This window comes from Xanthomonas sp. NCPPB 4037 (assembly GCF_041475695.2).
Taxonomy (GTDB): domain Bacteria; phylum Pseudomonadota; class Gammaproteobacteria; order Xanthomonadales; family Xanthomonadaceae; genus Xanthomonas; species Xanthomonas campestris.
Genome location: NZ_CM191261.1, coordinates 3,283,138 through 3,299,329, shown reverse-complemented (window position 1 = coordinate 3,299,329; position 16,192 = coordinate 3,283,138). Strand labels below are relative to the sequence as shown.

The window sequence follows — 16,192 nt, the reverse complement described above, 5'->3', positions numbered from 1 at the left end:
TAATTCCCGAAAACAACCTAGACGCTACAGGTCGAGGATGTCGGTCGAGATTGGCTCTGTGCTCCGACATCATGATTCCACAAATTATTTCGCGCCGCTGGCCTTGCGTTTGCCTGGTTGCCGCCAGTGCCGTGCTGTCGGCTGGTTGCTCGCTGACGCCGACCTATCAGCGGCCGGTGGTGAGCGTGCCGGCCACGTTCGGCAGCCCACAGGCTGCATCCGCGCCCGATCAGCCCGACGCCAATGCCACGGCTGCCGTGAGTTTGAACGCGCAGGAGCGCGCATTCCTGCAGGCTTTCGCGCCAGACCGCAACCTGCAGCTCCTGGTTGAACGCGCGTTGGCGCACAACGGCGATTTCCGCCGCGCAGCGCTGCAAGTGGAGCAGGCGCGCGCGCAGTACGGCATCACCCAGGCGTCGCGTCTGCCCGCGATCGCTGTCGGCGCACAACAGCTACGACAACATTTCGACAATCCGGCGCTGGATGCGCGTTACCAGCAAGATCTGGTGATTGCCAACGCGGGAATCGGCAATTTCGAAGTGGATTTCTTCGGCAAGCTGCAGGCGATGTCCGAGGCTGCGCGGCAGCGTTACCTGGCCAGCACCTACGGCCGCGATGCAACGCGTGGTGCCCTGATTGCCGAGGTGCTGCGTGCCTACACCGCCGAGCGCACGGCTGCGCAGGCGCTGCAGCAACTGCAATCGCTGGATGCCGACAGCACTGCGCTCCTGGCCATTGCCGAGCGGCAATATCAGGTGGGGCTGATTGCGCGCGACGAGCGCGATGCGCAGCGCCGTCAGGCCGATCAGGCCCATGTGGCGGCCTTGCAGGGCAACGATAACCATGCTGCGGCGGTGCGTGCACTGCAGTTGCTGGCCGGCTACGACAGCACGCCGGTACCCGGCGATCTGCAGGGTTTGATCGCCGCAGATGCGCCTGCGAGCGCATGGCGCGCACTCGATTCGTCACTCTTGCTGCAACGCCCGGATATCCAGCAAGCCGAGCTGGAACTGCGCGCGGCCAATGCCGATATCGGCGCGGCGCGTGCGGCGTTTTTTCCGTCGATCACCTTGAGCACCAGCGTGGGCACCGCCAGCGACGGATTGAGCGGCTTGTTTTCTGCAGGCCACGGGTTGTGGAGCTTTATGCCGCAACTGAATCTGCCGTTGTTCGACGGTGGCCGTAATCGCGCCAATCTGGATCTGGCGCAGGTGTGTAAACGCGCCGATGTGGTCGCCTACGAGCAGGCGATCGAGTCTGCGTTTCGTGAGGTCGCTAATGCGCTCGAGGCGCACGCGACCTTGTCGCAGGCCGAGCCGCTCGCGCGCGAGCAGGTCGAACGCGAGCAACTGCGTCTTGCTCGCATGCACAAGCGCGTGGATGCCGGCCTGGAAGACCGCAGCACGCTGCTGGCCGAGCGCTCGCGCATCGCCCAAGCCGAACTCGATTACCTGGACACCGCACGTCAACGCGTGCTGAGCCGCATTGCCCTGTTTCAGGCGTTCTACGGCGTGCGCCTGCCTACCTCTTCCTGACGTCTGCTGGAGACTTTCGATGAACGTACTGTCCTTCAATCGCCTGCGTGGCAACCATGCTGTTCGCGCCGGCGTCCTTGCGTGCATGAGCGCCATTCCGTGCATCGCGCATGCACAAACCGACTTGACCGGGAGCTCGCGCCTGCTGGGGGAGCGGACTGAAATCACTGCGGGCGCCGCAGCAGTTGCCACACCGGAATATGCCGGTGCCGAACGCGCACGCGTGCAATTCAACCCGGTGCTGGTGGTGCAACGCGGTGTGCTGTTCTTCGATACGGCGCGCGGTGCTGGCCTGCAATATCAGAGCAAGTCTGGCTTCTACATCTCGCAATCGCTGTATTACGACCTGGGCCGGCTGCAAAGCGACAGCAATTGGCGGCCGGGCTCGCGCCTGCTGGCTGGCATGGGCGATGTGCCTGGGTCGGTGACCGCACGCACGCTGGTGATGCAGCAAGTGACGCCCTACATGAACGTCAACGCGGAGGCGGAATGCGCGCTCAAGGATGCGGCGCGCCGTAACCGCTATCGCGCCGGAGTGGAGTTCACCCTGCTGCATCGCGCCAGCGACACGGTCACTCTGGATCTGGACGTGCATGGCGGCGACCGCCGCTTCAATCAGGCCTATTTCGGCGTCACCGATGCGCAGGCCGGACGTACGCGTTTTGAGGCTTTCAACGCGGGATCCGGCGTCTACGCCGCCGGAGTCGGTGGCAGTTGGACGCATTCGCTGGGCGACCACTGGGCCACCACGCTGGGCGTCACCGGCACGCGCTACCTGGACAACGCCGAAGACAGCTCGCTGGTGGCACGCCGCGCTGTGGTCGGCGGCACCTTTGCACTGACCTACAGCCGCTGAGCGGAACAGACCGGGGGAACGAATGATGACGATGTTTTATCGCGGCCTGCTGTGCGGCACGTTGCTGCTGGGATTGGCCGCCTGCAGTGGGCCGGATGCGCCCGCCACCGAGACGCCGCGCGCGGTGAAGCTGGAGCGCTTTGGCGCCGGCAGCGACAGCCCCCTGCAGGTGCCGGCGCTGGTGCGCCAGGAACAGCGCGCCGAGTTGGCGTTCGAAGGAGCGGGCCGTCTTTCTGCGGTATTGGTGGATGGGGGCGACCGCGTGACGCGCGGGCAATTGCTGGCGCGCCTGGACGATGAACCGCTGCGCCTGCGCGAACAGCAGGCCGACGCAAATGTGCGTGCGGCGCTGGCGCAGTCTGGCGAACGGCAATTGCAATCGCGCCAGCAACAGGCGATGTTCGATGACGGTGCGAGTTCCAATGCGACCTTGACGGCCGCGCGCGCGGCGGCTGATGCCGCTACCGCACAACTGCAGGTGGCCAGGGCCGATCTGGCCATGGCCCGCCGCGGTAGGCGTCTGGGCGAGTTGCGCGCGCCGTACGATGGCAGCGTGGTGGCGCGCCTGCAACAGCCGCATGCGGATGTGGCAGCGGGGCAGACGGTGCTGCAGGTGGAGGGGCAGGGCCATGTGCAACTGGTCGCCACGCTGCCGACAGCTGCCGCCGCCGATCTGGTGCCCGGGCAAACCGTCCACGCTCGCATAGTTGATGCTGGCGCGGCGCCGGTCGCGCTGCGTCTGCGCAGTCTTTCCAGCCGCGTGGACAATGCCGCAACGGTGCAGGCGTTGTTCGAGCCGGTCGCCGCAACGACGGCACTGCGCAGCGGCGACAGTGTGCTGCTGACACTGCCTACGCGCGCTACTTCTACGCCCAGCGTGCCGTTGTCGGCGGTCGTGCCGCGGCTCAATCGGCAACAGGCCAGTGTGTTCGTGTACCAGCCGGCAAAGCGGGCCGTGATCGAACGTGCAGTCGACCTGGGGACGATTGTCGGTGAGCGCGTCCAGATTCTGCGCGGGCTGCTTGCAGGCGAGCAGGTGGTCAGCGCCGGGGTGGGCTTTCTGGTCAGCGGCCAGCCGGTGACCCCACTGCAGGCACAGACGCAGCTGAGCGGAGGTCGCGCGCCATGAAGCTGACACACATGGCGATGCGTTCGAGCCGGCTGACGTTGTTTGCGGCAGCGATGATTCTGATCGGCGGCATCGTGGCGTTCCTCGGCTTCCCCTCGCAGGAAGAGCCGTCGGTGACCGTGCGCGACATGCTGGTTTCGGTGGCCTATCCCGGCATGCCCAGCGAGCAGGTGGAGAACCTGCTGGCGCGCCCGGTTGAAGAGCAGCTGCGTGAGCTGGCAGGTATCAAGCGCATGGTCACCACGGTGCGCCCGGGCAGCGCGATCGTGCAGTTGACCGCCTACGACGATGTGCAGGATTTGCCGGCGCTCTGGCAGCGTGTGCGCGCCAAGGCCGCAGAGGCCGGTGCGCAATTGCCTGCCGGTACGCTTGGTCCGTTCGTCGACGACGACTTCGGGCGCGTGTCGGTGGCCTCGATTGCAGTCACCGCGCCAGGCTTTTCGATGAGCGAAATGCGCGGCCCGCTGCGGCGCATGCGCGAGCAGTTGTATGGCTTGCCCGGCGTGGAGCAGGTGAAGTTGTTCGGCCTGCAGGATGAGCGCGTGTACGTGTCGTTTGATCGCGCGCGCCTGCTGGCGAGCGGCCTGACCCCGTCCAGCGTGATGGCGCAATTGCGCGCGCAGAATGTGGTGGGCTCCGGTGGGCAAGTGGCGGTGTCTGGATTGGCGCTGACCGTGGCCACCACCGGCGAAATTCGCACGCCCGAAGAGTTGCGCAGCGTGCTGCTGAGTGTGCCGGGCGCATCTGCCGGCGGCGCGCGTGAGGTAACCCTGGGCGAGTTGGCACAGGTGCAGGTGATGCCGGCCGACCCGCCGCAAAGCGCGGCCGTTTACCAGGGCCAGCCGGCGGTGGTGGTCTCGGTGTCGATGCAACCTGGCAGCAATATCGCCGACTTCGGCAAGGCGCTGCGCGCCAAGCTCGACGACACCGCGCGCCAACTGCCTGTCGGCTTTGCCCAGCACGTGGTGAGCTTCCAGGCCGATGTGGTCGAGCGTGAGATGGGCAAGATGCATCACGTCATGGGCGAGACCATTGTCATCGTCATGGCGGTGGTGATGCTGTTTCTGGGCTGGCGCACCGGCTTGATCGTCGGCGCGATCGTGCCGTTGACCATCTTCGCCTCGCTGATCGTCATGCGCGTGCTGGACGTGGAGCTGCAGACGGTCTCGATTGCCGCCATTATTCTTGCGCTGGGCTTGTTGGTAGACAACGGCATCGTTATTGCCGAAGACATCGAGCGCCGTCTGGTGGCCGGCGAGGAACGTCGCCAGGCTTGTATCGATGCAGGCCGGACGTTGGCAACCCCATTGCTGACCTCGTCGTTGGTCATCGTGCTGGCATTCTCGCCATTCTTTTTCGGCCAGACCAGCACCAACGAATATCTGCGCTCGCTGGCCACCGTGTTGGGTGTGACGCTGCTTGGGTCGTGGTTGCTGAGCATCACGGTGACGCCGCTGCTGTGCATGTATTTCGCCAAGGTGCATGCCGCCAAGGACAGCGACGCAGCGGAATCGCGGTTCTATCGTGGCTACCGGCGCGTCATCGAACGTGTGCTGCAGCACAAGGCGCTGTTCATCGGTGCCATGGCGGCGATGCTGTCGGTGGCGATCACCGTGCTGGTGTCGATTCCGTACGATTTCCTGCCCAAGTCTGATCGCCTGCAGTTCCAGATGCCGGTAACCTTGCAAGCGGGCAGCGACGCACGCGAAACCCTGCGCACGGTGAGCGACCTCAGCCGCTGGTTGGGCGACCGCCGCGCCAACCCCGAGGTGGTGGACAGCATCGGCTATGTCGCCGATGGCGGGCCGCGCATCGTGCTGGGCCTGAACCCGCCGCTGCCGGCGGCCAACCAGGCGTACTTCACGGTCAGCGTGCGGCCCGGCACCGACATCGATGCGGTGATCGCGCGGGTGCGCGCGCATGTACGCAGCCACTTCCCAGCGCTGCGTGCCGAGCCCAAACGCTTTTCACTCGGTGCGACCGAAGCCGGCATGGCGGTGTACCGCGTGGTGGGCCCGGACGAAGCCGTGTTGCGCAGCAGCGCCGCTGCCATCGCCACGGCGTTGCGGGCAGTGCCGGGCACCGTGGATGTGCAGGACGATTGGCAAGCCCGCATTCCGCGCTATGTGGTGCAGGTCGACCAGCTCAAGGCGCGCCGCGCCGGTGTGAGCAGCGAAGACGTGGCGCAAGCATTGCAGGCGCGCTACAGCGGTGTGGATGCCACGTTGATCCGCGACGATGGCACCGATGTGCCGGTGTTCGTACGTGGCAGCGCACAGGAGCGCGCCGCCAACGGCAATCCGGCCGATACGCTGGTGTATCCGCAAGCAGGCGGCGCGCCGGTGCCGCTAGCGGCAATCGCCACCGTGCTGCGCGACAGCGAGCCGTCGGCGATCCAGCGGCGCAACCTCAGTCGTGCCATCACGGTGACTGCGCGCAATCCGCAATTGACCGCGACCGAGATCGTCGAGCGGCTGGCGGCGCCCATCGCTGCGCTCAAGTTGCCGCCAGGCTACCGCGTGGAGATTGGCGGTGAACTGGAGGATTCAGCCGAAGCCAATCAAGCCTTGCTGCACTACATGCCGCATGCGCTGGGCGCGATCCTGTTGCTGTTCGTGTGGCAGTTCAACTCGTTCCGCAAATTGTTCATCGTGCTGTCGGCGGTGCCATTCGTGTTGATCGGCGCGGCGCTGGCGCTGGTGATCACGGGCTATCCGTTTGGCTTCATGGCGACGTTCGGCTTGCTGGCGCTGGCCGGCATCATCGTCAACAACGCGGTGTTGCTGTTGGAACGCATCGAGGCCGAACTTGCCGATGGCCTGCCACACCGCGAGGCAGTGGCTGCTGCCGCGGTCAAACGTCTGCGTCCGATCGTCATGACCAAGCTCACCTGCATCGTCGGCCTGGTACCGCTGATGCTGTTCGCCGGCCCGCTGTGGACCGGGATGGCGATCACCATGATCGGTGGGTTGGCGTTGGGCACGCTGGTGACGCTGGGCTTGATCCCGATCCTGTACGACCTGCTGTTCGGTCTGCGCGTGCGGCGCGGTGCCTAGACCGCGCCTGCATTCGTCGGCCCGGCACGCCATACTTGGTGCAGATAGCAGCAAGCACGACACGATGAGCAAAGCAAAAGAGAAAGCCACACAGCAGCCGGTGCAGCCACCTGTACCTGTGTTTCAACTGCATGTGGCAGTGACCGGCAGTGCGCCGCTGATCTGGCGGCGCCTGCTGGTGTCGGGCGCGGTGCGCCTGGCCACGCTGCATCGCGTGTTGCAGCCGGTGATGGGCTGGAATGGCGCGCACCCCTACGAGTTCGACCTGGGCGGTGGGCGTTATGGCGAATCCGGGCTGGATGTGCCGGAGCGTCCACGGCTCAAACATGCCGGCCGCGTCACCCTGGAAAGCGCAGTGGGCGAACTGGAACGCTTCGAGTATTTCTACGGCGCCGGCCATGGCTGGCAGCATCGCGTGCAGGTGGAAGCGCTGTTGCCGCCGGATGCCGGCCTGCGTGTGGCGCGCTGCGTGGACGGGGCCAATGCCTGCCCGCCAGAGCGCAGTTACGGCATTGACGGCTATCAGACGCTGGTGCAGATCATCGCCGACCCGGACCACCCGCAGCGTGTGCAGGAACTGGCGACGTTGGGCGGGCGGTTCGAGCCCGGTCATTTCGATCTGGCAGAGGTCAATCGTTTGCTAGCGCGCGTGCGCGAGTGAGGCGTGTGCGCCCGGCATCTGAGGAGACTCTGGAAACTTTTTCGCGCGCCACGGTGGCGTTTACGCGTTGTACGGGCTGATCAGGCGGCGCTTATCGAGCAGCGCCACTGCGGCTTGACGCCAGATCGGCTAGCCTGAGGCCCCGGTTTTCCCGAAGTCTGCGCAATGTTCCGCTGGTTCGAGTCCCTGATCGATATTTTCCCGCCCATCGAGCGGGAGATGCCGCCACGCAGCGTGTGGCGCTTTTACCTGCATTATCTGCGGCCGTTGTGGCCGATCCTGCTGGCCACGTTGATCGCCGGACTGCTGCTGGCGCTGGTGGAAGTGGCGATGTTCGACTTCCTCGGCCGCATCGTCGACATGCTGGCCGAGCAGCCGGGGCCGGATTTTTTCCGGCGTCATGCCAGCGAACTGGTGTGGATGGCGCTGATCACGCTGGTGGCGCGGCCGTTCTTCACCGGGCTGCATAACCTGCTGGTCAATCAGGCCATCGTGCCGGGCCTGAGCAACCGTTCGCGCTGGCTGATGCACAACTACGTGGTGCGGCAGAGTCTGGCGTTCTTCCACAACGATTTTGCCGGGCGTATCGCCAACCGCGTGATGCAGACGGGCACTTCGCTGCGCGAATCGGCGGTGCAGATGGTCGATGCGCTCTGGTACATCGTGGTCTATACCGGCAGCGCACTGTGGTTGTTCGCGCAGGCCGACCCGTGGCTGATGGTGCCGCTGCTGTGTTGGCTGGTGGTGTATGTGGGGTTGATGGCGTTCTTCGTGCCGCGCATGAAGGCGCGTGCGTGGGTGGCATCGGACGCGCGCTCCAAGGCCACCGGGCGCATCGTGGATGGCTACACCAATATCGCCACGCTCAAGCTCTTTTCGCATGCGCGCCGCGAAGAGGCCTACGTGCGCGATGCGATCGACGAGCTGGCTGTCAAGCATCGCCTGCAGACGCGCGTGACCACCGCAATGGACACCGCCATCGCCATCGCCAACGGCTTCCTGATCGTGGGCACCTGCGGGCTGGCGTTGTGGCTGTGGAGCCGCGGCCAGATCAGCGTGGGCGCCATTACGCTGGCCACCGGGCTGGTGATCCGCATCCACAACATGTCTGGCTGGATCATGTGGACGGTGAACGGCATTTTCGAAGACATCGGTAGCGTGCAGGACGGCATGCAGACCATTGCCCAGCCACTGACGGTGCAGGACCAGCCCAGCGCGCTGCCGCTGCAGGTGACACGCGGCGCGGTGCATTTCGACCAGATCCACTTCCATTACGGCAAGCGCGGCGGTGTGATCGCCGGGCTCGATCTGCAGGTGCGCGCCGGCGAAAAGATCGGTCTGGTGGGGCCCTCCGGCGCAGGCAAGTCGACGCTGGTCAACGTGCTGCTGCGCCTGTACGACCTGGAGCAGGGGCGCATCCTGATCGATGGCCAGGACATCGCCCAGGTCACGCAGGAAAGCCTGCGCGGGCAGATCGGCCTGGTCACGCAGGACACCTCGCTGCTGCACCGCTCCATTCGCGACAATCTGCTGTACGGCCGCCCGCAGGCCACCGAAGCGCAACTGCTGGATGCGGTGCACAAGGCGCGTGCGGATGGCTTTATCGACACGCTGGTGGATGGCGAAGGCCGCCGCGGTTTCGATGCACATGTGGGCGAACGCGGGGTCAAGTTGTCGGGTGGCCAGCGCCAGCGCATCGCCATCGCACGCGTGCTACTGAAAGACGCGCCGATCCTGATCCTGGACGAGGCCACCTCTGCGCTGGATTCGGAAGTGGAAGCGGCCATCCAGGACAGCCTGGATGCGTTGATGAGTGACAAGACCGTCATTGCGATTGCGCACCGGCTTTCGACCATCGCGCGCATGGATCGCCTGGTGGTGATGGATGGTGGGCGCATCGTCGAGACAGGCACGCATGCGGAACTGATCACGCACGGCGGCCTGTACGCCCGGCTATGGGCGCGGCAGACCGGTGGGTTTGTTGCGGCGGATGCGTGACGGAAAAAGCCACGCGTGAGGACACGCAATTGGCTTCGTGTGGCTTGAAAACTTGCCAACCGAAATTAGCAAGCATCCAAGCCCCTCTCCCATCGGGAAAATGGGTTGGGGTAAGGGTAGGGGCGTAGCCACTTGCTATGTTGGCCACACGAGGCTTCGCCCGCACCCTCATCCGCCCCTACGGGGCACCTTCTCCCGGTGGGAGAAGGGATGCAGGCAGCTCTGATTGAGCCCCTCTCCCCTCGGGAGAGGGGTTGGGGTGAGGGTACGGGGCGAAGCCACTTGCTATGTTGGCCACACGAGGCTTCGCCCGCACCCTCATCCGCCCCTGCGGGGCACCTTCTCCCGAGGGGAGAGGGACGCGGTCACTGAATCGGCTGATCCAGCATCAACTCGCGTGCAAAGCGCACCGGCGGTGCGCCGTAGGACAGGATCTTGTCGTGGTAGGCCTTCAGATTGAAGGCGCTGCCCAGCTTGTCCTGCACCGCCTTGCGCGTATCCAGATGCTCCTGCACGCCCACGAAGTAGGTCGGCAACTGGGCCGACGACAGCTGCGCACGCACCCACTTGCCCGAGGCTTCGCTCTCCTGCTGGAAGGTGTCGTGGGTCATCAGGTGCATCGCCTTGTCGCGATCCCAGCCGTCCACGTGTACGCCCTGGTCGAGGATCGCGTTGGCGATCGTGCGCAGGTAGAACTTGAGCTGCACCAGGTGGAATAACGGGTCGTTATCCAGGTAGCCCTGTTCCTGCATCATGCGTTCGGTGTAGACCGCCCAGCCTTCGGCAAACATGCCCGAGCGCAGCACCGCGCGCAGCGTGGAGGGGAACTTGCCCGAGTGCCAGCCTTCCAGGTAATGGCCCGGGGTGCCTTCGTGGATGCTGAGCAGGTGGATCATGCGGCTGTTGTATTCGCGCAGGAACGAATCGACCTGCTTGGCATTCCAGTCGTCGGGGATCGGCGACACCGCATAGAACGTCTTGAGGTTCTTGTCGAGCGGGCCGGGCGAGTCGCAGTAGGCCACCGCCACGCCGCGCTGGAATTCCGGCATCAGGATGATGTCCACCGGCGAATCGGGCAGGGTCATCAGATCTTTCTGGCGCACGAATTCGGTGGATTGCGCGAGCGCTGCCTTGGCATCGTCCACCACCTTGTCGCGTGCCGGCTTGTCGGCGTAGGCCAGTTCCAGCGCCGCCTCGATCGCGGCCTGCTGCTGGTCATCGCTGGGCGCATCCGGCAGGGCCGGCGCGCCGGGCTTGTCCTTGAGCACGGTGCGCGCAATGCCGTACATCTCCGTGCGTACGCGCGTGAGCTCGGATTCGGCACGCTGCTTGATCTCCGCACGCGACAGCGACGACAGCAGCGCAAACTTCAGCTTCTGGTCGTACTTGTCCGCGCCCACGCGGAAGTCGCCCTTGGCGTTGGGCACCAGCACCGTGTCCAGCCAGGTTTGCTGCTCGGCCACCGCTTTCTTGAGGTTGTCGATGGCGGCCTGCGCCCGCGCGGCATCGGGCGGGGACAGCTGGCCGATGTTGGGCGCGATGAAGGTGTCGACGATGCTGAGGATGCCCTTGTTCTGCTTGGCCACCGTCTCGGCATGGATCTTGGGCACGCGCGCCGGATCCAGGTTCTCGCGCGCTTGCGCGAGCAGGCTGGGGATCTTTTCCATGCGCTGGGTGGCCGAGGCCAGGCGCTCGGGCAGCGGTGCGAATTCACGCGCCATCAGGCTGTAAAGCGCGCTGCCTGCCAGGCCGTTGTAGACCTGCGGGTCCCAGGCCCAGCTCTGCAACACCTCGGTGTTCCAGATTTCCGATTGCAGCTGGTTGCGCAGGATCGCCGCGTCCACCTGGTTTTCGCGCGAGAGCGTGCTGACGTCCAGCGCATCGAGCTCGGTCAGCAACTGCTTGCCGGCGTCCAGGCTGCGCTGCCGGCCGGCGGTGCTCAGATCATCGAGCTGGCTGTCGAAGCGGTGGTCGCCGACCTGGGTGGCATTGACCGGCGACAGTTGCATCCAGGTGTCCAGCGCGTGCTTGGAGAGCGCGGCAAAGCGCGCATCCGGGCTCTGCGCATCCTGTGCAGTGGCGGCGGCGGTGCCGGCACGCGGCGGTTCGGGCTGCTGGCAGGCGCTGAGACCGGCGAGCAGGGCGAGGGCGAGCAGGCGTTGACGCATTCGTGAGTCCTGGGTGGTAGCAATCGCCCAGCATAGGCATCCAGGCTGCCGGCCGCATCCGCCATTGGTTTACCCTGGCCACCTTCCAAGGAGGTGGACCATGCACGACACCGGCAGTTTTGATTGCGGACGCATCGCGTTCGATCTGCACACCGAAACCCCCATCCGTGGCGTGGACGGCTGCAATTGCTCGCCGTGCCATGCGGCCGAAGGAGCCAGCCGATGAGCGCCGCGCTGCGCACGGTGCTGCTGGCGTTGTTGTCCTGTGGCCTGGTGGCAGGCTGCGCGAAACAGCAGCGCGAGCTTGCCGGCGGAGCCGCTGCGCCGGCGGCGCCGTCCGGCCAGGGCAATTTGCTGGCGTATGAGCACGAAGTGCGGATCGAGTTGGCCGCCGACCAGATCGGCCCACGCATCACCGCAGTGCGCACTGCCTGCCAGTCGGCGCAGTACGGCGATTGCGTGTTGCTGGCGGTGTCGCAGGAAGGCGGGCGCGCGCCCAGCGGCAGCATTCGCGTGCGCGTGGCGCCAGACGGCGTGGACCCGTTGGTGCAGCTGGCTGGCCAGCAAGGTGACGTGGCCGCGCGCACCACGCATGCCGAAGACCTGGCGCAGCAGATCGCCGACACCGGCCTGGCGCAAGCGCGCCTGCAAAACGAACATGCCCGGCTGCTGCAGCTGCAACAGCGCCATGACCTTGCGGTGACGGATCTGCTGGCCTTGTCCAAGCGGCTGGCCGAGATCGAAGCCGAAGCGCAGCAGACCCAGCAACAGGCCGCGCAACAGCAGCGCCGCGTGCGCACGCAGTTGCTGACCATCGAGTTCCGTGGCACCAGCGGCGAGCAGGGCCGTGGCGAGATTGCCGAAGCGGCTGCCGAGTTCGGTCAGGTGTTTGCCTCCAGCGTGGCCTTCGTCATCCGTGCAGTGGCGGCACTGGTGCCGGTCGTGGTGGTGCTGGCCGTTGTCGGCTGGTTGCTGCGGATGGCGTGGCGCTGGCGGGCGCGGCGGCGCCGGGTGGTGTAACGCGTCAGGCAGGCCGGCGCACAGCGCTGGCCTGCCCAGATGCGGCAGTGCGATGCGGGCTTAGAGCAGCTATCAAAATGACTGCGCAGCCGCCAGGCGGGCGCGGCCGCTGCTCGGAATCGGCATGTACCCACGTACACTCCGGTTCCTCCGCGCCGTCCGCACCCACCTGACGGCTGCTCGCTACGTTTTGTTAGCCGCTCTTAGCCCTCGTCGACCTCGAATTCAATGAACACATCCAGCTGCAGCGCCAGTTCCTGCACGGCGTCGCGCACCTTTTGCGCGGTGGATTCGTTGCCGGCTTCCACTTCGAATTCGTGCGTGCCCGGACCTTCGTCGTCGGACAGACCTGCCGAACTGGAGTCGTCATCGTCCAGGTGCGGCATCAGATCGTCGACTTCCTCGACGTGCTCGATGCCTTCGATGCTCTGCAACAGATTGCCAATGGCGCGGGCATCGTCGTCGGTGCCGGTGATACGCATGCGAAGAGTCGGCATGGGCGTTGGTCCTGAGTGGTGGGAACGCAAAGCCTAGGTAGCGGCAGGCAAAGGCAAGGTGATGGCCTGCCGGCTCCGCGTCATGCGCTTCATGCCGGCTGCGGGCGCCAGCTTGCCTGCGCGTGCTGCGCCGTCTCCAGCACCTGCCGCGCGGCGCTTCCGAGCATGGCCGGCATGATGTAGTGACGATGGGTGCGGTGGATCGCCGCCATGTACAGGTGCCCGAACAGGTTGCGGCAATGCACCTGCGTAGCCATGGTCACCGCGAGCGTGTGTTCACCGGTGCGGCGCACGCTGATCGCCGAGCGGAAACGCACGTGTTTGTCGTCCGCGCCCAGCAGCACCTGCACCTGCCGGCCATCGGCATCGCTGCGGTGGGCCAGCACCGGGAAACGGCCGGCGAACCGCTGCGCTGCATGCGGGTCCAGTAACGACGACACCGGGCAACCCAGCGGCGAGGTGCGCAGCCCCAGCGGTTTGACCATCAGGTTGCGCAGCCGCATCAATCCGCTCACCCCGCTCGGTGGCTGGTCGATGAAGGCCTGCAGCAGGTCGCACATCAGCTCCGGCAGCCGGTCGCTGCGCAGCTGGCGCGTATCCAGTTGCACCTGATGGCTGTCCTGGTAGTGCACCGGCGCGCTGAAGTGCGCGTGCAGCAGCGCATCGTCGGCCACGGTGGGCAGTGCGCGCACACGCGGTGCCGGCGCACTGGTGGCCACGAAGCCGCCACGCAGCGCCAGCGCCTGGCGCAGGCGACCGGCCCAGCGCCGCGCACGGGCGCATGCACGCTGCTGCCAGCTCTGTGGTCTGACGTTGAAGGACAGCGCGGTGGTCGGCACCTCGCTGGGGCGGAACTGGTCCGATTCCAGCAATGCGGTGACCGTCTCCGGCAGCAGCTCGGTGAGGCTGGCGATGGTGGCCTGGCCACTGCTGACCAAGGCCTGCTGTGCGCTGTCCAGCGCGCCAGCGGCTTCATCCGGATGACAGGACAGGGCGAACAACGCCGAATGGCTCGCGCTGCCGCGCGCTGGCGCGAACTGATGCCAGGTGCCACCGCCAAAGCGCACCGTGAACAGGCTGTCGCCGGGCAGGTCCACATGGCGCAGCGCGTGCAGGAAGGCCTGCGGATCCTGCGCAATCTGCTGCGCCGAAGCGGTCGAGAACCGCAACTGCGCGCCGCCGCTGCCGGTCACCGCCGTGAATACGCGGTTGCCAGCATGGCAGTGGAACGGGTGCCCCTGCGGGCCGACCGAAAACGAGAACAGCGAGGCCGGGTCGCCCAGCTGGAAGTCCGGTGCCGACAGCTGCGCCGATGGCTCGTCCAGCGCGGCGTGATGGGCCGGGTGCCGCTGTTGCCGCAGGCCGGCCTGCGCGATCAGGCCGTCGCCGGCGCCTGGATCCAGTTGGGCGATCAGGATCACTTCCACCGGCCGCCCGCCGCTGCAGGAGGGCAGCAACACGCGGGGGAAACTCGCTTCGGCAACAACCTGTTGTGGGTACATGGCAATCCTTGCAGTCACGACGAAGAGCGGGATTCAGCGCGGTTTCTTGGCCAATTTGCGCGATTCGCGTTGCAACGGGCCGGCCTTGGGGCAGACCTCGAAGGCGAAACCGCTGAGCGTGTTGACCATGTTGTCCGGGGTCAGCCGGTACACCACGAACTGGCCGCGCCGTTCGCTGCTGACCAGGCCAGCCGCCGACAACACCGACAGATGCCGCGAAATGGCGGGCGCACTCATCGCAAAGCGCTCGCCGATCTGGCCGGCGGTGAGTTCCTGCGCCGACAGATAGGCCAGGATCTCGCGACGTGGCCGCGATGCCAGGGCTTCGAAGATGCGATCGATCGACATGATGGCTTAGCTAATTAACGAATTAGCTAATTAACTCGCTTGATGTGCGAGGTGTCAAGCGATTTTTACTGGCGGGTCTGGCTGGGAGCGGCGCCCGTCCCTGTTTGGAGAGAAGGATGTGCGGTGCAAGGCCGTGTTGGCGTGCACGTCTACCGTTGCTTTTGCAGCCGCCTGCCACGCCGATAGGCGGCAGGCTGCTTGCATCGCTTTCACGACGGGAGACATCGCGGCGCAGGTGCAGGTGGCGATGCCCTACCTCCGGCGCAAGCTCACTCGGTTGCCGGCGCACGGCGCGATCGCCGCCGTTTGCCCGGCGTGTGCGCGGTCTCGCTGGTGGGCAATGCCAGCAGTTCGGCGGGCAGTGCCGGCATGGGCGTGCGCTCGTCCAGTGCTTCGCGTTTGAGCCAGTCGATGAACACGGTGGCCGCCGGGCTGGGCGCGCGATGGCTGGGGTGCACGATGTAGTAGGCATAGCGCGCCTTCAAGGTCGGGCCGGGCAGGCGTACCAGCTCATAGCGTTGCAGATACGGTTGGGCAATGTGCTTGCGTGCCAGCACCGCGCCCAGTCCGTACACGGCCGCGCGCATCGCATCGGTGCTGTCGTTGAAGGTGTGCATCGGCGGTAGCGTGGTGCCGCGCACCTGCGCCGCGCGGAACCAGTCGCGCCAGCCCTGCGGCGACATGTCCGACAACAGCGGCAGTTGCGCAATTTGCGCCGGCGTCTGCAATGCGGCCACTTCGGGCAACGCGGGCGAGGCCACCGGGAACAGTTCGTCGTCCATCAGGTGGTGCGAGGTCAGCCCCGGCCAGGCGCCTTGGCCATAGCGGATGCCCACTTCCGGCCCGCCTTCCTCGAAGCGCGAGAACGCCGGGTCCGATTGCAGGTCCAGGCGGATATGTGGGTGCAGGCGGCAGAACCGCGGCAGGCGCGGCAACAACCAGCAATACGACAGTGAGCGCAGCGTGGTCACGCGCAGCGGGATGGCGTCTTCGCGCGGATGCAGATTGCCTGCCACCGCCGCGATCTCGGCCAGCGCCGCGCTGGCGGCATCGGCCAGCTGGCGTCCTTCGGCGGTGAGCATCACGCCGCGCGGCAGCCGCTGAAACAAGGTTGCACCGAGCAGTGCCTCGAGCTTGCGCACGTGGTGGCTCACCGCGCTGGCGGTGAGGTGCAGTTCTTCCGCCGCATGGGCGAAGTTCTGGTGGCGCGCGGCTGCGGCGAAGACGCCGAGTGCAGGTAGCAAGGTAGGGCGCAGGTGCATGAGGCATGAGTGAGATTTGTGGCTCGCCCCGATACTACGCGCTTGTCGCGCCTGCGATGTGCGCGAATGCTTTGTCGCTCCCCACTTCGATCCCGCGCCATGACCGCTCGCCTGCCCGATGTTCTTTCACGCGTGCGCACCGCCGCATCGCAGGCCAGGA

The 16,192-nt window shown here is 66.0% G+C and carries 13 protein-coding genes and 1 other RNA gene; 9 read left to right on the top strand and 5 right to left on the bottom strand.

Annotated elements, in window-relative coordinates; translation table 11 throughout:
- Window positions 1-71 precede the first annotated feature (71 nt).
- The 6 genes from ACCQ01_RS14745 (at window position 72) to ACCQ01_RS14720 (ending at window position 9,235) form a co-directional block, all read left to right on the top strand.
- Window positions 72-1,535 carry an efflux transporter outer membrane subunit gene (locus ACCQ01_RS14745; RefSeq protein ID WP_228431740.1) on the top strand — a complete coding sequence of 488 codons (1,464 nt, stop codon included), beginning with the start codon at window positions 72-74 and terminating at the stop codon, window positions 1,533-1,535.
- 19 nt (window positions 1,536-1,554) lie between these two features.
- A complete protein-coding gene (locus tag ACCQ01_RS14740) occupies window positions 1,555-2,391 on the top strand; it encodes a MipA/OmpV family protein (RefSeq protein ID WP_228419084.1) in 837 nt (278 codons plus the stop codon).
- A 22-nt stretch (window positions 2,392-2,413) separates the two neighbouring features.
- A complete protein-coding gene (locus ACCQ01_RS14735; RefSeq protein WP_228431741.1) occupies window positions 2,414-3,520 on the top strand; it encodes an efflux RND transporter periplasmic adaptor subunit in 1,107 nt (368 codons plus the stop codon).
- On the top strand, window positions 3,517-6,576 hold the full coding sequence (locus ACCQ01_RS14730) for an efflux RND transporter permease subunit (RefSeq protein ID WP_228431742.1): 3,060 nt from the start codon (window positions 3,517-3,519) through the stop codon (window positions 6,574-6,576). The genes ACCQ01_RS14735 and ACCQ01_RS14730 overlap by 4 nt, the downstream gene beginning before the upstream one ends.
- 64 nt (window positions 6,577-6,640) lie before the next feature.
- Window positions 6,641-7,237, top strand: coding sequence for a plasmid pRiA4b ORF-3 family protein (locus ACCQ01_RS14725; protein ID WP_228431743.1), 597 nt, complete (start codon window positions 6,641-6,643; stop codon window positions 7,235-7,237).
- Between the two features lie 165 nt (window positions 7,238-7,402).
- Window positions 7,403-9,235 carry an ABC transporter ATP-binding protein gene (locus ACCQ01_RS14720; RefSeq protein WP_228431744.1) on the top strand — a complete coding sequence of 611 codons (1,833 nt, stop codon included), beginning with the start codon at window positions 7,403-7,405 and terminating at the stop codon, window positions 9,233-9,235.
- Window positions 9,236-9,600: 365 nt separating this feature from the next.
- Here the strand turns inward: ACCQ01_RS14720 and ACCQ01_RS14715 are convergent, their stop codons facing one another.
- Complete coding sequence (locus ACCQ01_RS14715) at window positions 9,601-11,403, bottom strand: DUF885 domain-containing protein (protein ID WP_228431745.1); 1,803 nt, start codon at window positions 11,401-11,403, stop codon at window positions 9,601-9,603.
- Window positions 11,404-11,503: 100 nt separating this feature from the next.
- On the opposite strand from ACCQ01_RS14715, the gene ACCQ01_RS14710 reads away from it, so the two are divergent.
- The 3 genes from ACCQ01_RS14710 to ACCQ01_RS14700 all read left to right on the top strand — a co-directional run bounded on the left by ACCQ01_RS14710 (window position 11,504) and on the right by ACCQ01_RS14700 (window position 12,622).
- Window positions 11,504-11,629: a hypothetical protein gene (locus ACCQ01_RS14710; protein WP_016944354.1), complete on the top strand. Its 126-nt coding sequence runs from the start codon at window positions 11,504-11,506 to the stop codon at window positions 11,627-11,629.
- A complete protein-coding gene (locus tag ACCQ01_RS14705) occupies window positions 11,626-12,423 on the top strand; it encodes a DUF4349 domain-containing protein (protein ID WP_228431746.1) in 798 nt (265 codons plus the stop codon). The genes ACCQ01_RS14710 and ACCQ01_RS14705 overlap by 4 nt, the downstream gene beginning before the upstream one ends.
- Before the next feature lie 124 nt (window positions 12,424-12,547).
- Window positions 12,548-12,622: non-coding RNA, sX9 sRNA (locus ACCQ01_RS14700), on the top strand.
- Between the two features lie 4 nt (window positions 12,623-12,626).
- On the opposite strand, the gene ACCQ01_RS14695 is transcribed toward ACCQ01_RS14700, so the two are convergent.
- From ACCQ01_RS14695 to ACCQ01_RS14680, 4 genes are all read right to left on the bottom strand, one after another.
- Complete coding sequence (locus tag ACCQ01_RS14695; protein ID WP_014508313.1) at window positions 12,627-12,920, bottom strand: hypothetical protein; 294 nt, start codon at window positions 12,918-12,920, stop codon at window positions 12,627-12,629.
- An 89-nt stretch (window positions 12,921-13,009) separates the two neighbouring features.
- A complete protein-coding gene (locus ACCQ01_RS14690; RefSeq protein WP_228431823.1) occupies window positions 13,010-14,338 on the bottom strand; it encodes a DUF2867 domain-containing protein in 1,329 nt (442 codons plus the stop codon).
- A 117-nt stretch (window positions 14,339-14,455) separates the two neighbouring features.
- A complete protein-coding gene (locus tag ACCQ01_RS14685) occupies window positions 14,456-14,770 on the bottom strand; it encodes a metalloregulator ArsR/SmtB family transcription factor (protein WP_012437889.1) in 315 nt (104 codons plus the stop codon).
- Between the two features lie 269 nt (window positions 14,771-15,039).
- Window positions 15,040-16,032: a LysR substrate-binding domain-containing protein gene (locus ACCQ01_RS14680; RefSeq protein WP_228431747.1), complete on the bottom strand. Its 993-nt coding sequence runs from the start codon at window positions 16,030-16,032 to the stop codon at window positions 15,040-15,042.
- Window positions 16,033-16,192: the final 160 nt, after the last annotated feature.

Bases quoted from the DNA above. Each gene is read 5' to 3' on its own strand.
- ACCQ01_RS14715 (WP_228431745.1), bottom strand. From the start codon at position 11,403: ATGCGTCAACGCCTGCTCGCCCTCGCCCTGCTCGCCGGTCTCAGCGCC.
- ACCQ01_RS14725 (WP_228431743.1), top strand. From the start codon at position 6,641: ATGAGCAAAGCAAAAGAGAAAGCCACACAGCAGCCGGTGCAGCCACCT.
- ACCQ01_RS14735 (WP_228431741.1), top strand. From the start codon at position 2,414: ATGATGACGATGTTTTATCGCGGCCTGCTGTGCGGCACGTTGCTGCTG.
- ACCQ01_RS14685 (WP_012437889.1), bottom strand. From the start codon at position 14,770: ATGTCGATCGATCGCATCTTCGAAGCCCTGGCATCGCGGCCACGTCGC.
- ACCQ01_RS14705 (WP_228431746.1), top strand. From the start codon at position 11,626: ATGAGCGCCGCGCTGCGCACGGTGCTGCTGGCGTTGTTGTCCTGTGGC.
- ACCQ01_RS14680 (WP_228431747.1), bottom strand. From the start codon at position 16,032: ATGCACCTGCGCCCTACCTTGCTACCTGCACTCGGCGTCTTCGCCGCA.
- ACCQ01_RS14730 (WP_228431742.1), top strand. From the start codon at position 3,517: ATGAAGCTGACACACATGGCGATGCGTTCGAGCCGGCTGACGTTGTTT.
- ACCQ01_RS14720 (WP_228431744.1), top strand. From the start codon at position 7,403: ATGTTCCGCTGGTTCGAGTCCCTGATCGATATTTTCCCGCCCATCGAG.
- ACCQ01_RS14710 (WP_016944354.1), top strand. From the start codon at position 11,504: ATGCACGACACCGGCAGTTTTGATTGCGGACGCATCGCGTTCGATCTG.
- ACCQ01_RS14745 (WP_228431740.1), top strand. From the start codon at position 72: ATGATTCCACAAATTATTTCGCGCCGCTGGCCTTGCGTTTGCCTGGTT.
- ACCQ01_RS14740 (WP_228419084.1), top strand. From the start codon at position 1,555: ATGAACGTACTGTCCTTCAATCGCCTGCGTGGCAACCATGCTGTTCGC.
- ACCQ01_RS14695 (WP_014508313.1), bottom strand. From the start codon at position 12,920: ATGCCGACTCTTCGCATGCGTATCACCGGCACCGACGACGATGCCCGC.